Source organism: Runella sp. (assembly GCF_027484545.1).
In the GTDB taxonomy this organism is placed as follows: domain Bacteria; phylum Bacteroidota; class Bacteroidia; order Cytophagales; family Spirosomataceae; genus Runella.
In genome coordinates this window covers 13922-29324 of record NZ_JAIXST010000333.1, presented here as the reverse complement: position 1 = coordinate 29324, position 15403 = coordinate 13922, and the positions used below count along the sequence as shown (strand labels likewise).

General features: G+C 43.4%; 10 protein-coding genes. 6 read left to right on the top strand and 4 right to left on the bottom strand.

Annotation, left to right across the window (positions count from 1 at the left end):
- Both Q0081_RS29800 and Q0081_RS29795 read left to right on the top strand, forming a co-directional pair.
- Nucleotides 1–538, top strand: a 538-nt coding sequence (locus Q0081_RS29800) for a DUF5606 domain-containing protein (protein ID WP_310586543.1), incomplete at its 5' end; no start/stop codon positions are given.
- A gap of 91 nt (nt 539–629) precedes the next feature.
- Nucleotides 630–2477: an alginate lyase family protein gene (locus Q0081_RS29795; RefSeq protein ID WP_298362183.1), complete on the top strand. Its 1848-nt coding sequence runs from the start codon at nt 630–632 to the stop codon at nt 2475–2477.
- 89 nt (nt 2478–2566) lie between these two features.
- On the opposite strand, the gene porV is transcribed toward Q0081_RS29795, so the two are convergent.
- From porV to Q0081_RS29780, 3 genes are all read right to left on the bottom strand, one after another.
- A complete protein-coding gene (gene porV, locus Q0081_RS29790; RefSeq protein WP_298362180.1) occupies nt 2567–3739 on the bottom strand; it encodes a type IX secretion system outer membrane channel protein PorV in 1173 nt (390 codons plus the stop codon).
- A gap of 84 nt (nt 3740–3823) precedes the next feature.
- Nucleotides 3824–7183: a type IX secretion system sortase PorU gene (gene porU / locus Q0081_RS29785; protein WP_298362177.1), complete on the bottom strand. Its 3360-nt coding sequence runs from the start codon at nt 7181–7183 to the stop codon at nt 3824–3826.
- 99 nt (nt 7184–7282) lie between these two features.
- The gene (locus tag Q0081_RS29780) at nt 7283–7894 is read right to left on the bottom strand and encodes a sprT domain-containing protein (protein ID WP_298362174.1); all 612 of its coding nucleotides are present in this window, start codon (nt 7892–7894) and stop codon (nt 7283–7285) included.
- A gap of 111 nt (nt 7895–8005) precedes the next feature.
- On the opposite strand from Q0081_RS29780, the gene Q0081_RS29775 reads away from it, so the two are divergent.
- The 3 genes from Q0081_RS29775 (at nt 8006) to Q0081_RS29765 (ending at nt 10815) form a co-directional block, all read left to right on the top strand.
- On the top strand, nt 8006–8293 hold the full coding sequence (locus Q0081_RS29775) for a DUF2442 domain-containing protein (protein WP_298362171.1): 288 nt from the start codon (nt 8006–8008) through the stop codon (nt 8291–8293).
- 131 nt (nt 8294–8424) lie between these two features.
- Nucleotides 8425–9099, top strand: coding sequence for a ClpP family protease (locus Q0081_RS29770; protein ID WP_298362168.1), 675 nt, complete (start codon nt 8425–8427; stop codon nt 9097–9099).
- A gap of 111 nt (nt 9100–9210) precedes the next feature.
- Nucleotides 9211–10815 carry an NFACT RNA binding domain-containing protein gene (locus Q0081_RS29765; protein WP_298362165.1) on the top strand — a complete coding sequence of 535 codons (1605 nt, stop codon included), beginning with the start codon at nt 9211–9213 and terminating at the stop codon, nt 10813–10815.
- 4 nt (nt 10816–10819) lie between these two features.
- On the opposite strand, the gene Q0081_RS29760 is transcribed toward Q0081_RS29765, so the two are convergent.
- Nucleotides 10820–11971: a substrate-binding domain-containing protein gene (locus Q0081_RS29760; protein ID WP_298362162.1), complete on the bottom strand. Its 1152-nt coding sequence runs from the start codon at nt 11969–11971 to the stop codon at nt 10820–10822.
- A gap of 322 nt (nt 11972–12293) precedes the next feature.
- On the opposite strand from Q0081_RS29760, the gene Q0081_RS29755 reads away from it, so the two are divergent.
- Nucleotides 12294–15401: a TonB-dependent receptor gene (locus tag Q0081_RS29755; RefSeq protein ID WP_298362159.1), complete on the top strand. Its 3108-nt coding sequence runs from the start codon at nt 12294–12296 to the stop codon at nt 15399–15401.
- Nucleotides 15402–15403: the final 2 nt, after the last annotated feature.

Sequence of the window (15403 nt, the reverse complement as noted above, 5' to 3'; positions counted from 1 at the left end):
GCAAGTTTATTCTTTCCGGAAAAAGAGTTACTTTTGCGGCCTCAATATCAAAAATCAAATCGAAAAAAATCATAAGCTTACTATGGAATTGTTGAAAGAGATTGCCAATTTCTCGGGAAAGTCGGGGCTGTATCGTATCCTCAAACCGGGACGCGGAGGAGTAATCGTAGAAAGTTTGGATGGGAAGCGCGAAAAATCAATGATTGGAGCTTCAGCAAGAGTATCTGTCTTGAAAGATATTTCAATTTTCATGGCTGACGACGACAAAGCAGCTCCTTTATCTACCGTATTTGAAAATGTTCACAACAAATACAAAGGCCAAACATTGGACACAAAATCAATGTCAGACTATCAGCTTGTTGATTTTATGACCGAAGTTTTGCCGGGCTATGACACCGACAAAGTATATCTTTCTGACATTCGGAAACTTATTACCTGGTATACTATTTTAATTGTTCAAGTTCCTGAGTTGTTTGAACAACCCACCGAAGAACCGGCAGCAGAAGAGCAACCTGCGGAAGAAAAGGAAAGCGAATAATAGGAACACTTCAGAAAAATAATCATAAAGCCGTGACCTTCTATCACGGCTTTTGTTCTTTATGGCAGGGTTTTTCAACATATTGATGAATATGGGGCCTCGTTATGTTAGGTTTAGGCTAACGTACGAACTGCGCCGCCGAACAGGCTTGTTAAAAGCCAAATTCCCTACCCGCCCCCCAGCCAAATCGTATACTTCGCTACACGATTGGAAACAACTGCCTCCTCGATTTTTCTTTGAAAGTCGAGAGTCGCTTCGCATTGATAGCCCATCGGCTATAGGCCAACTTCCCGATGCGTCTTTGCAAGAGCAATTCAGTGAATATCAAAAAGGCAATCTTCTCTTTTTCAGTGCTAAATACTATCCTGTCGCCGATTGGTTGACCAATCCAACCAACCAGTATCGCTACGATGCCACCAAGCATTGGACAGAAATTCCTGACTTCTCTCCCACCGCCGGCGACATCAAATACGTTTGGGAAAAATCCCGTTTTGTATTTTTGTATTCGCTTATCCGCTACGATTTTCAAACGGGCAAAGACTTAGCTGAGACTGTTTTTGAAGAAATAGAGAGCTGGATTGCCGCCAATCCCGTCAATTGCGGACCTAATTGGCGGTGCAGTCAGGAAATTTCACTGCGAGTCCTGAACTGGACCTTTGCTTTGAATTATTACAAAAACTCCCCTTCACTGACCGAGGAACGTTTCCAAAGCATCATGCACACCATTTATTGGCAACTACTGCACGTAGAAGCCAACATCAATTTTTCGCGCATTGCGGTCAGAAACAACCACGCCATTACTGAAACACTCACTTTGTATTTAGTGGGCTTATTTTATCCATTTTTCCCGGAGTCAAAACGTTGGAAAATCCGTGGAAAACAATGGTTTGAAGAAGAAATTGCGTATCAGATTTATGAAGACGGCACTTTTTTACAATTTTCGATGAATTACCATCGGGTTGTCATTCAATTGCTTACGTGGGCTATTCGGCTTTCTGAAATTAATAATGAACGTTTTTCTAACGCAGTTTATGAGCGTGCTTTAAAATCAGTGGCCTTTTTGAGAGCCTGCCAAGACGAAAAAACGGGTTGGCTTCCCAATTATGGCAACAATGACGGCGCACTGTTTTTTCCACTTACCACCGCACCCTATCGCGATTATCGCCCGCAATTGGCAGCATTGGAGGCCGCATTAGGCATAGAGAGTGAAGACGTGGAAGACAAATTTTGGTACGATTTAAAAAGCGTAAACGGTCAACCAAAAACAACTGTAATTGAACCCCAAAGCTTTTCCAAAGGAGGATATTATACGCTGAGAGACGCCGATACGCTGACTTTCATCCGCTGCGGAGCCTACAAAGACCGACCTTTTCAGGCTGACAATCTGCATTTGGATATTTGGGTAAACGGAGAAAATATCCTGCGCGATGCCGGTTCTTATCTTTACAATACGGACGAAAAGTGGGTCAATTATTTTGCGGGTACTGCTTCACATAATACACTCATGCTCGGGAGCTACAACCAAATGCAGAAAGGATCGCGTTTTGTCTGGTACGATTGGGTGAAAGATGCCAAAGGGATGTGGAAAGTGGAAAATGAAAAGTTTATTTTTGAAGGCAAGATACGTGCTTTTACTCAAGTCAGTAAAAACATTTATCACCGCCGTAGAGTGACAAAAATAAAAAGTGAGAATAAATGGCTGATAGAAGATTGGCTCGAAAATGCCCCCAATGAGTTACCGATTCATCAGATTTGGCATCCTTCTGAGTCTTTCTTTGAACATTTTTCAATTCAAGCCATCACCCAAAATGGAAGCGAGCTTACAGTAGCTGTCACGGAAGGCTGGCATTCGGGTGTATACGGAGTCAAAGAACCTGCACGGCGATTGGTTTTTACTACCTTGGAACGTTACATCAGAGCTGCAATACAAAAAAAATAGGCGATTTGCATCTGCAAATCGCCTATTTTTTTTGTATTGCAGCTCTATCAGTTAAGTCTTCCCTAAGTGGGGAAGATTTAGATGGGATTCTACTCTTCTGTATCAACAGCCGTATCAACGGCTTTCTTGAACATATCAATGACCAACGAAACCCGGAAGGTATTAGCCAACGGGCTGCCTTGTTTTTGCGGCATCAAATAAGCAAAATCTATTCCGTAACGCTGTTGAATGCGTGCTCCGAAACCTACCGTGAAATACTTACGGTCACCTTTGGTTTTGGCTTCGCTAAAATAGCCTAACCGTACTGCAAACACTTCATTGTACCAATATTCAGTCCCGGCTGAAATCATAAACTCGCGAAGCTCTTCTTTCGCTCCCCCCGGCGCATCTCCAAATGAACTGAACATGGCGGCGATACTTCCCTGAGTTTTTGCATTTTTAGCCCCCGGGCTAGGCACCATCAATTTATTCAAATCAAGCGTAAACGTAATTTTATTGTAAGGATCTATGTGACGCGTAGCGGCACCTCCCAATTTGAAAGTAGTAGGTATAAATCCACTTTCAGTACCTCCGTAGTTTACCTTTCCTCCAATGTTTTGGATCATCAATCCGCCGGAATAATTCCAACCCTTACCAGTACCTTCGTCAATATTCTCGGTTTGATAAAAAGCACTTATATCACCCGCTGCCGTTTGACCGGCTTTCAGAGCAGAACCTCCCATTACCTGAACACCGCCTCCCAAATTGGAATTGATATATTTCAAGTTTAGCCCTAAAGAAAACTTATCTGTTAATTTGCGCGAATAGGCAATTGAAGCATAAAATTCATTGGAATAATAGTCTCCCAATAATTGACCAAACGTATTTCGCGCTTGAAACACACCATGGTCAAAGTACATTAAACTCACCCCCACGGCCTGATTTTTATTGATTTTTTTAAAGGCCGATAAATAAGCGAAGTACATATCTTCGGTGATATTACGGAGCCAAGGCGTGTATGAAAAGGCCACTCCGTAGCTTTTTGTAGCCTGAGCCAACTTAGCTGCGCCCCAATAAACCGAGTTAGCATCCGGGCTTAACGCTGCACCCGCATCACCCAAAGCTGCACTGCGTGCATCAGGAGTAAAAGCCGCAAAGGGGACAGAGGAAATAACGGGATTCAACCCCGTGCTGTCTTGCCCACCAGCGGTTATTTGTGCTGATACAACAAAAGAAGTACAAAAACCCACCAAAGTGAAAACGGGAGAGATTTTTCTTATCATAAGGAAATCGGAAAAATTATGACTGTGTCAAAAGGGGTATTTTTTTTAAAACGCACAAAGATACTAAATTACTATTTTCAAAATCTATTTTGGCTTTATTAACTTACCTCCCACGATCTGAGTGTGTTGACGGGTGAGAGAATGAACCAACATTCGATAAACATACGTTCCAGGAGGTACTAAAAGATTCAAGTGATTGGTTCCGTCCCAAGAAAATACATCAATAATTTTGTCTGAGTTATAAATCGTTTGACCGGCAACACGAACTAATTGGCCTGTCATATCAAAAATTTTGGTCTCTATTTCAACATCTTCCCCTTCGTTTATCAACTCAAGTTGCAAATTGAGCCGTTCTACAAAAGGATTGGGATAAGCGATAACGTTCCTAACCAATGAAACTTGCTCACCAACTCTAAACTTCAACGTCCCCTCAGCAAAATTATTATACGTATCTCCTACTTTCAGCTTCAAGCTATACGCTCCCGAAGGCAGTTTGTGAAAAGGATATTTGAGAATACCGCTTCGAAAATCATCAATAGTTGCTACAAAATACTCATTAACCGCCACCGAAAACGTATCATTCAGCGTCAGGGTCATGTTTTGAAGTAAACTGAGCCCATTTTCATCATTTAATTTCGCAATCAATACCGGGCTGTCATCCACTTGGCTCCCGTCCACAAACGTTTCGTCGTTTAGATACAGTTGGAGGGCTGGAGGTTTACTATCGTTGGCAAGTTGTTCAGTTCCTCCTACCAAAATCCGGTTATTTCCACCCGCAGCATCTGCCAAACTATCCGCTCGTATGGCATAAACCTGCACCAAACCGGTTCCCAATTTAGGGTCAATGTTCTTGGGAACCACAAATTGCACCGTGAATTTCCCCTGTTTTACACTTACCCGTCCGTCAAACAATTTGCTCGCATACTGCCCATAGGTCATTTTAGGCCCTTCGCTTCCGAGCGTGGTGAGTTGATTTTCTTTATCATACACAGTGATAATAGCCGTTCCATTAAAATCCGGAACGAGTTTGTCTGCCTGTCTTATTTCTCCCGAAAACCTAACCAACCGTCCTGCTTTCAGCGTATCGGAGGCAGTAACATTGACTTGATAATCAGGATAATTGAGTCGGAGCGAAGGGTCCCCGAGGAGGGCAAAATTTCGATTAAAAACCCCGCTGAAACTATTGTTTTTAGTGGCCCTCATCAAGTCGCCAAGGCGAGGCATTTGCCCGTTTTGTGGTTGAAAAGCAGCACGATAAAACGCCTCATTCAATAAAAAATTGGTGCTTGCATACACGGGTCGGGCGGTGGTAAGCATGGCAATTGCCCCACCGCGCGGGCTCAATACGGCGATTTCTGCGCCCGAAACTTCGGCAGGGTTGTCATAGCGGCCAAATTCGCAGGTAGCTGTTATGATTAAAGGCATATTGTCCAAGTTACGCCAATTGAACAGATTTTGCAATGTCACAATTTGTTCATCCGCCCAAATAGACGACCCGCCATGGCCCGTATAATTCATGATTAAAACCCCTTCATTGACATTTTTATCAATGGCTTGACTCACTTCCGGAGCACGCACAGGTGTACCTATTTGCGGAAAAGCATCCACAAAGACCTTACGTAAATCGTAGGCAGGGGTAGTTTTAGCAACAATTTTAGACAGATTATCAGAGTCTTGCTGATGCAGATTTCCATCTCCGTCGTCAGCAATAAACGCAATTTTTTGCCTCCAATTTCCCCTTGACCGTTTGGTATTGTAGCGCGTAAGTTTGTTTACTACTACTTCCGCTTCGGCAATTGTTTTAACAGGCAAACGCCCCACTCCAATATCAAGCGTGTGGTTCCCGCTGTAATCTTCGATCCACTCCCCATCTTCTTTTTTCAGAAATCCAAAATAGTCGTCTGACGAAAAACTCAATACGGGATGCCCTGACTCACGGCTTTCGTAAGTAGGGACAAAATAGGTCATTTCGAGCGGAGAAAGCGCCTTTAAGTTATTTTTATAGTCATAACTGGCATCCCCGAAAAGGAGCAAATACTTGAGTTTGCCGGGCTGACGCTCATTCAGGTACCGGGCTAAATCACGAATGGCAGTCGGGTCGGATTGCCCCGACCCAAATTCATCATAAATCTGGGCGGTTGTCACTACTGCCACTTCCAATCCATCATTTTGGCGGCGAAAATCGGCCAGTTTTTGGGCTTGTTTTTGCCATACAGGAGCTGTTACAATCAGTAAATTGGGAGTGGATAAAGCCCTGAGATTTTGGTTGGTAACGGGTTGATAAGAAATGGGTGTTTTTAGCTGACTTTCCGAAAATAACACAAAACGTTTCAATTGTTTCCCTGAACTGCCAAAAGTAGCCTCAGTGCCATTCAAACGATACGTTTGCGCTGCGGGGCGCAGTGGATTGGTAATTTCCCACAACTGCATCTGTGCGTTGGCCAGTCCAATTGTGTAACGAACAGAATCTTGAGTTATCGAACTAAGATTCTGAAAAACTGTCGTTTGCTCATACAAACGCAAACTGCGCTGTACCTGTAACCCTAAAAAATCCAAATAAGCATCCGCGTTGGCTTGCCCGGCTTTATCAAAGCTAAACGTCATCGTGACGCGATTGGAAGCATTGGAGAGTTTGCTATCGTACGTTTTTTGAGTCCTTTGACCTTTGGAATCATAACGATAATCCGTCACCGTTCCCATCGTTTGTTCTCCTAAAGACTGACCGTTTGCGCTTATTGAAAACTTGGTCACTACCTGAGCCGCCGCTACCGTAGCTACCGTCAGTTTTATGGGACTATCAGGCAATAAGCCATTCAAATCGGCATTAAAATCCTGACGCGTTTGAGTGCCAAAATATTCACCCCACCATTCACGCCCCGATTGTACCCGATTGTAGTTTTCGGTTTCTCGAAATACGTAATCATCAAAAACGGTCAAAATCGCACCACTGTTGCCGGATTGCTGAGATTGAATCCGAAGTCCTGCCCGTGTACCGATTTGAAGAAAATAAAAGGTTGTATCGCTGTATACATTCAACTGATGTTCGAGGCGTTTTTCGGTGGCATTATATCGTATTTCGTGGGGACTTTGCCCAAAAAACCACAAGGCATCAGTATCATCAAAACGACCATCTGCTTCACCCTTTACCAAAACGGCATTTTCGGTCAAATCAGCAACGCGGGGTGCAGCATTCGATTGGGGCAACATCGCCCCTCCGTTGCCAAAAAGTCGTAAGTTGCGGGGATTAATTTCGGCAGGATTCACGCCTAATTGTTTCAAAAAAGCAGCATCCACGCGGTAAATGCCCGTTTGGGTAACTCCGATTTTAAACCATCGCCCTTCGGAAAGAACGGAGTTCTGACTTTGAACTGAAAAAGTAAAAAATGTAAAACTGAGAAACAGAAAATAATTCCACAAATAATGATTGTGTTTATTTCCACTCATTCTTATGTTTTGGCAGTACTGTATGATAAAATTTTTCATTCCATGCTCCACTCGACATTCTGTACCGCGGCGGCGAACCGCTTGACACTCGACATTCCCTTATAATTTCTCGACCCACGCATGAGCCGCCACTAAATATTTTTTTTGGGAGACCTTCTCTACACAAACGATGCGGGTACGACGTTGCGTACCTCGGACAAAAACTTTTTGATTCAATCGAAAAATTTGTCCTTCGGGTAATTGACTGACCATCACCAAATCCGTTTGAGGCGCATCAATGGTTTTGAGTGCCTGCATCAGCGGCAGGTGCGTACCGGTAGAAGCCGTAGGATTTTTTGCATAATCAAGCAAAGGCGTAAGAACGGATAATGGAAAATTAGCCTCGTTCATTACCGGAATAAGCAACCCTCGAAAATGCGTTTTCCAAGCATTTCCATGCGGCGGTTGACGACGTTTGTAGTGCCGATATACTTCCAAATGAGCTACTTCGTGCAGGTAAGTAACCAAAAAATTGTAGGGATTGAGATTTACGTTGACCGTAATGCGTTCCCGTCGGGAGGGTTGAGCGGTAAAATCCCCCAACCGCGTCCTGCGCGGCCTTGAAGCCACAAAATCAAACTGATAGCGCTCCCATAAATCGTAACAATAGCTCACGGCAGGGGCCGGAACGTGACTTTCTAAAATACTCCGCATCGCAAATCTCGCTTCCACCGATAATTTGTTGGTTAAACAGACAACATTTAAACGCTAAATTCTGCAATTTTGTCCAACGAACCAAGAGACATTTTTTTTCGTTGAACCCTTGAAAATAAATTTCCCAAAATGATACCTAAGCCAATCAAAGTTCGTAGCCTAAAAAAATACAAGCTCGAACTAACCTATTCAGATGGTACAACAGGCATAGTAGATTTGTCTCATTTAGCTAATAAAGGTGTTTTTTCGATTTGGGAAAAAGATGATGTTTTTGATAAAGTATATATTGATGACGAGACAAATGCGATAGCTTGGAACGATGAGGCAGATGTATGTCCGGATTCCCTATTTTTCAAATTGAAAAATATGACATTTGAAGAATGGAAGGAAACTCAATTAGCCCATGCCCACGATTAGCCGATAAATAGAATGGGCATCTATCCATCAGGAAGAGTTGTTGCAAAATTGGCAACTGGCTACACAAAATCAAAGTTTGAACAAAATAGAACCGCTTAGTTAATACCAACAAAATCAACTTAGTATATATTATGAACCACGGACAAGAATTTAGAAAGTACGCAGTAAAACATTTGGGCATGAGTGGCCTGACCGTTGACGGATACGTCAATCATACAGTTGAAAACATGACACGGGCGATTATTGAAGAGCGTCCCATGAACTTCCGCGAAGTGGATGTATTTTCTCGCCTTATGGCCGACCGTATCATATTTTTTGGAATGCCCGTTGATGACCAAATCGCCAATATCGTTGTAGCTCAGTTACTATTTTTGGAATCGGCAGATCCGAAAAAAGACATTTTGATGTACATCAACAGCCCGGGCGGGTCAGTTTATGCAGGGATGGGTATTTATGATACCATGCAGTATGTACGCCCCGACGTAGCAACAGTTTGTACCAGCTTGGCAGCCTCTATGGGAGCTGTATTGCTGGCAGGTGGCGCCGCGGGCAAGCGTGCAGCACTTCCGCACGCTCGTATTATGATTCACCAACCTTCGGGAGGTGCTCAGGGTCAATCCACTGATATTGAAATCACAGCCCGTGAAATCGTAAAATTACGCGAAGAATTGTACGAAATTTTGGCTAATCATACAGGACAAACGATTGAAAAAATTGAGGCGGACTCTGACCGCGACAAGTGGATGCGTTCGTACGAAGCCAAAGAATACGGCTTAATCGACGAAGTATTGACTCGCGAGAAATAGTAAGCAGTTTACAATTACAAAAGGCGTCAGTCGGATTGAACCGACCGACGCCTTTTCACTCCTGACCGCACGGGCGGCCCCGTTCTCACTCCTGACAACTACCTTTGCCCCATGCATCAGAATTATCATTTTTTACAGCACTTGGTCAAAGCGCTTCGTCCGTTAGCAGTTGGATTGAAGTTTATGGAGTGTTTTAGTCAGGAAAAAGACGAGTTGGTGATCATTTTAGCCCACGCTCGCGGAAAAAACAACTACTATCGTCCTTTCTTTATTCGGGCCACCCTTCGCCCTGATTTTGCCTGTCTCAATTTTCCCGATGACTTCAGCCGCGCGCGTCAAAACAGCGCAGATTTATTTGAAACACTCTATGATTTGAACGTCATTGACGTACGCCAATTTACGAATGAACGAGCGATAGGGCTGGTGTTGGAAAATAATTATATGGTTGTTTTTAAATTATTCGGCAATCGTTCCAATGCCGTTTTGTTTCAGAATGACGAAGTGATTGATTTGTTTCACAGCAATCTGGTCAGCGACAATAACCTTCGTTTATCACAACTCGACCGTACCTTAGACCAGACATGGGAAGCCTACCAAGCGGCCAATTTCGACCACCGAAAGCTTTTCCCAACGTTTGGAAAGGAGGTTAATGCGTATTTAGCCCCCCAACCCCCAATGGGGGAGATATTTACTCCCCCATTGGGGGTTGGGACGGTACGCCGCGCGGGGCTACGTTGGCAAATTATTCAGGAAACATTAACTCTTCTTGAAAATCCTTCCTTTCGAATCAGCCTTTGGAATCATCAACCTACGCTTACGCTTGTCCCGTTGGGGGATGTAATTCGGGAGTACAGTGACCCGATTGCGGCGCTCAATGATTTTTACACCACGTATAATCGCATTGGAGTGCTGGCCCGCGAAAAAGCAGAGGCCATCCGAATCTTACAAAAGAGAATTCACCGCACTGAAAGCTATTTAGAAGATGCTATGCATAAATTAGTAGGGATAGACGGCATCGTAAAAAATGAAGAAATCGGGCATATTTTGATGGCTAATCTTCACCAAATTCCCGAGCGTGCTGAGCGGGTTACGCTGTTTGATTTTTATCGAGATAAGGATATTGAAATTAAGCTAAAACATGACCTTACTCCGCAACGGAACGCCGAGACGTATTATCGAAAAGCCAAAAACGAGCGTATTGAAATCGAAAAAGTACAGGAAAATATCACGTTGCGGGAGGGGGAATTGGAAGAATTAAAAAAACATGTGAATACCATTGAAGAATTTGAGTCGTTGAAACTATTGCGGAAATACCTGAAAACAAACAGTTTGTTAAATGACAACGCGATTCTCTCCCCTACTCAATTGTTCAAACATACGGAATATGAAGGTTACGTGATTTTGATTGGTAAAAATGCCAAAAACAATGACCTGCTTACCAAAAAATATACCTACAAAGACGACCTTTGGCTGCACGCCCGCGATGTGGCCGGTTCGCACGTAGTGGTGAAATACAAAGCAGGGAAAAAATTCCCGAACAGTGTTATTGAGCGAGCCGCCCAAATAGCGGCCTGGTATTCCAAACGTCGGAATGAAACGCTTTGTCCTGTCATTGTTATTCCAAAAAAATTTGTTCGTAAACCCAAAGGCTTACCCGATGGAGAAGTGATTTTAGACAAGGAAGAGGTAGTGATGGTGGAGCCGCGCGGAATGTAGTCCTTCACTGTCTTACGGACGATTGCCGAATAATGAGTTTTCCCTTCATTTTCTGTAATTCAGGTTGAAAAGTGTCTTTATGAATAATATTATCAATTAACATTTTGGCCGCAATTCCCCCCATCTGAAACGGAGAATGATGATAAACTGTCAAAGAGGGTTCAATCAGTGAGGCAATCAGCTCATCACCAAAGCCCACGATTGCCATCTCTGACGGAATGTTAATTTTACGTTTTTTCAATTCTACTATCATATCAATGGCATTGGCGTAATGAACCGCCAAAATACCGTCAGGTTTTTGAGGTAGGTTTAGCCATCCATCCAAAGCAAGTAACGACTCCCCTTGTATGAAGTTAGTATGATAGATTAATTCTTCTCTCAACGGAATACCGTAGTTAGCCAAAGCTGCCTTGTAACCATTTAAACGAGAAATACTGATAATCAACTCGCGCGGACCAGCACACACTGCGATGCGCTTGCACCCTTGTAAAATTAGGTGTTCGGTCAGGATATAACTTCCTTCAAAATCTTCCTGAACCACTTTGGCAGTCTCTACTTCGTTACATACTCGATCGAAGTGAACAATTGGTAATCCCTTTTTTAGTTGAAGTTTGATGTGTTCAAACGAAGTAGTTTCTTTGGAGTGGCTTATCAGCAGGCCATCAACTCGGCTCGCCACCAAAGCCTGTACATTGAGCGTTTCGGTAGCGTGCGATTCGTTAGACTGACAAATCATCACCCGATACCCTGCCTCAGTAGCTACTTTTTGAATACCCGCTAATACTCCCGCAAAAAAAGGTCGTTCGATATTCGGAATCACCACACCAAGGGTGTGCGTTTCGCCACGGTTCAGGCTTTGCGCCAGTAGGTTGGGGCGATAATCCATTTCGGTAGCCACCCGAATTATCTCCTGACGAGTAGAGGCATTGATTTCGGCACTGCCGTTCAATGCCCGTGACACCGTAGAAGGAGCAATACCGAGCGATTTTGCAATATCAACAATCGTGATTTGTCGAGCGGGCTTATTAACTTCTTTTTGAGGTAAATTAATTGTAAAATGCACTTCACACGACTTACAAAAGAGCCGCTGCTTTCCTCGTATAAAACCTGACTTTAAGATATTTTCTACGCTCCCACATTTGGTACAGGCTGTCATCTTTTATTACACTTTATCAAGATTTTACTTAATATATGTCATTTTACAGAGAAACTATTTTTCTTTTTTAGAAACGCAAATATATATAATAAAAACAAGTTTTAAAAAACTACCGCAAACGTTTCCGAAAACGAATCCGATATAAAATAAATAATTTTACTATAAATAATCAAGAAATAACTTTTAAAAATTCAAAATTAAAGATATTATTGAATGCTTTATTAGTTTTTGTAGCTATTCTTAAAACAGGCTATGTATGTCTTCACTAAAAGGCAAATTGTATTTTTTTACTATTTATCTACAACCTTTAACAAATTTTTTTATGAACCCAAAACTACTGTTCTCGAAACTGCTTTTTGGTGCACTAATCGTACTGACAAGCATTCAAACATTTGCTCAAAACATTACGATACGAGGCAAAGTAACCGGAGAAGATGGCTCCGGTATGCCTGGTGTCTCTGTATTACTTAAAGGTACTACGATAGGCAGCAACACCGATGAAAAAGGGGCTTTCAGCATCAACAATGTTTCTTCAAATGGAACACTGGTGTTTTCTTCGATTGGTTTCACAACCAAAGAAGTGGCCATTGGTAACCGTTCGACCATCAATGTAAGTCTTATTGAAGATACCAAAGCCCTTTCCGAAGTAGTGGTAGTGGGATACGGTACGGTCAAAAAAAGTGACTTGACAGGGGCAGTAGCTTCTATTAAAGCAACCCAACTTGAAAATGAAAACCCTCGCACGGTTCAGGATATGCTCCGTGGCAATGCGGCTGGCTTGGATGTAAGTCTAAATTCTTCGGCCAAAGGAGGAGGAGATTTTTTAGTACGTGGGCGTGCATCGCTCAATGCTTCTACCGCACCATTGATTGTAGTGGATGGGGTAATTTATCCTGGCCAATTGAGTGACATCAACCCCAACGACATTGGCACGGTAGATATTCTCAAAGATGCTAGCTCGGCGGCTGTATTTGGCGCCCGTTCGGCCAACGGGGTAATACTAATAACCACCAAAAAAGGAAAATCCGGAAAGCCTCTGGTCACTTTCAATGTCAATTTTGGAAAAAACAATATTGGTAAATCCCTGCCTTTGCTATCGCCACAAGAGTTTTTGGATTGGCGTAATGACGTACTTTGGAGCATGAACGGCCACGACCCTGTCCGTCAGTATATGTTTACCGACCCTCGCAAGCTACCTTCTACTATTACTACGGCGCAGTGGATGGCCTTAGGAAACTCTCAAGGCGACCCCGTAGATGCATGGTTGAGCCGCATCAGACTGACGGCCCTTGAAACCAAAAACTACAAGGAAGGACGTACCCTCGACTGGGAAAAAGAACTGTACAATTTCAACTCCCTCCAGCAAGACCATACTGCCAGTGTATCAGGAAGCTCCGAAAACATGAACTACTACGTGTCGCTGGGTTACCTGACAAACCAAGGATTGACCAAAGGAGATTATTTCTCCACTATCAGGGGAAGGGTAAATGTAGAAAGTAAAGTGACAAAGTTCCTTACTTTGGGTACCAACCTACAGTTTGCTGACCGCGATGAAAGCTCCATTCCCATTGATTTGAACAATATGATTCAAACCACTCCCTACGGGCAGCTTTATCAGGACGACGGTGTGACGCTCCGCCAAAGCAGCAACGACGACGTGGGCAATAACACCAATCCCTACTTAGACCAATACTATAACAGCCGCCTTCGTAAATTTACCAATATGTTTGGGTCCATTTACGTAAAAGGGGATATTGGATACGGTTTTTCTTATCAAATCAATTATACCCCACGTTTTGAGTTCTACACAGGGTTTGACCACGTTTCTTCACAAAAACCAGGTGTTACCACCCGTAACGGTATCACAAGCCGCGTCAATGAGAAAACGTATCAGTGGCAGATTGATAACATTTTGAAATGGAACAAATCGTTTGGACAACACAATTTTGACGTTACGTTCTTGGCCAACGCTGAAAAATACCAAATTTGGAACACTACCGTCAACGCCGAAAATTACTCACCAAACGATAACCTCACGTATCACAATTTAGCCGCAGCTACGCTGTATCCGAGTATTTCGAGTAACGACCAGTATCAAACTGGGGATGCGCTCATGGGCCGTGTCAACTACAACTATAATCAGCGCTACTACCTTACAGTGACTGCTCGCCGCGACGGCTTCTCGGCGTTTGGACAGGGAAATCCAAGAGCGACGTTCCCGTCAGTGGCTTTGGGTTGGGTATTTACGGAAGAAAGTTTCGCGAAAGGTCTCAGCAAGTGGTTAGATTATGGTAAACTCCGCTTGTCGTACGGTGAAAATGGTAACCGAGAGATTGGACGCTACGCCGCTCTATCAGCACTGACTTCGGGTGTTTATTCATACACCAATCCAGGTGGCACAACTTCTAACGTGGGAGCCGTACGCACCGCCAACATGAGCAACCCTAACCTACGCTGGGAACGCAATAGCTCGGTCAACGTAGGAATTGACTTTGGCTTCTTAAACAGTAAAATCACTGGTTCACTTGACTACTACGACCGCAAAACGGTAGATCTCTTGATGAACCGCTCTTTGCCCGACATTACGGGTTTTGCCAGTGTAGTGGCCAACTTAGGTCAGGTAAGTAACAACGGTATGGAACTTACCCTGAACACCGAAAACATGAAAAGCACCAATTTTGTGTGGCGAAGCAATTTTTCATTTTGGACTAACCAAAACAAAATCTTGAAATTGTACGGCCCAGTACCCGTCAAGGATGCCGCTGGAAACACAACTATGGTAGATCAAGACGACCGTGCCAATGGTTGGTTTATTGGAAAACCCGTCAACCAAATTTGGGATTATAAAGTATTGGGCGTTTGGCAAGAATCAGAAAGAGATTTGGCAAAATCCTACGGTTTTACTCCTGGCGACTTTAAGTTAGAAGACCTTAACGGCGACGGTAAATATACCATTGACGACCGTCAATTCCTTGGCCATCAAAACCCTAAATTCTCCTTCAACTTCCGTAATGAATTCAAACTGTACAAAAATTTTGATTTCTCTTTTGCGCTTTACGGACGAATAGGACAAAACACCCAGTACAACGAAGCCAAAAATGTGGATAGATTCTACGACCGTTCACAGTTTTATAAGCGCCCTTACTGGACTCCCGAAAACCCCATCAACGACTACGCCAAGATGATGTCGGCAGCAGGAGGTTCAGTAGCCTATAATGTATGGCGCAAGTCATCGTTTGTTCGCCTCAACAACATCAGTATCGCTTACAGTTTACCACAGTCAGTGTTAAACAAAATTAAATTCCAGAGCTTGAAAATTTATCTCAATCAACAGAACGCAGCGGTATTTACCCCTTGGGACTACTTTGACCCCGAAAACAAAGGGCTTACGCCTTCTACTACGACCGTAGGGTTAAACATCACTTTCTAATT

Bases quoted from the DNA above. Each gene is read 5' to 3' on its own strand.
- Q0081_RS29765 (WP_298362165.1), top strand. From the start codon at position 9,211: ATGCATCAGAATTATCATTTTTTACAGCACTTGGTCAAAGCGCTTCGT.
- Q0081_RS29760 (WP_298362162.1), bottom strand. From the start codon at position 11,971: ATGACAGCCTGTACCAAATGTGGGAGCGTAGAAAATATCTTAAAGTCA.
- Q0081_RS29795 (WP_298362183.1), top strand. From the start codon at position 630: ATGGGGCCTCGTTATGTTAGGTTTAGGCTAACGTACGAACTGCGCCGC.
- Q0081_RS29770 (WP_298362168.1), top strand. From the start codon at position 8,425: ATGAACCACGGACAAGAATTTAGAAAGTACGCAGTAAAACATTTGGGC.
- Q0081_RS29755 (WP_298362159.1), top strand. From the start codon at position 12,294: ATGAACCCAAAACTACTGTTCTCGAAACTGCTTTTTGGTGCACTAATC.
- porU (WP_298362177.1), bottom strand. From the start codon at position 7,183: ATGAGTGGAAATAAACACAATCATTATTTGTGGAATTATTTTCTGTTT.
- porV (WP_298362180.1), bottom strand. From the start codon at position 3,739: ATGATAAGAAAAATCTCTCCCGTTTTCACTTTGGTGGGTTTTTGTACT.
- Q0081_RS29775 (WP_298362171.1), top strand. From the start codon at position 8,006: ATGATACCTAAGCCAATCAAAGTTCGTAGCCTAAAAAAATACAAGCTC.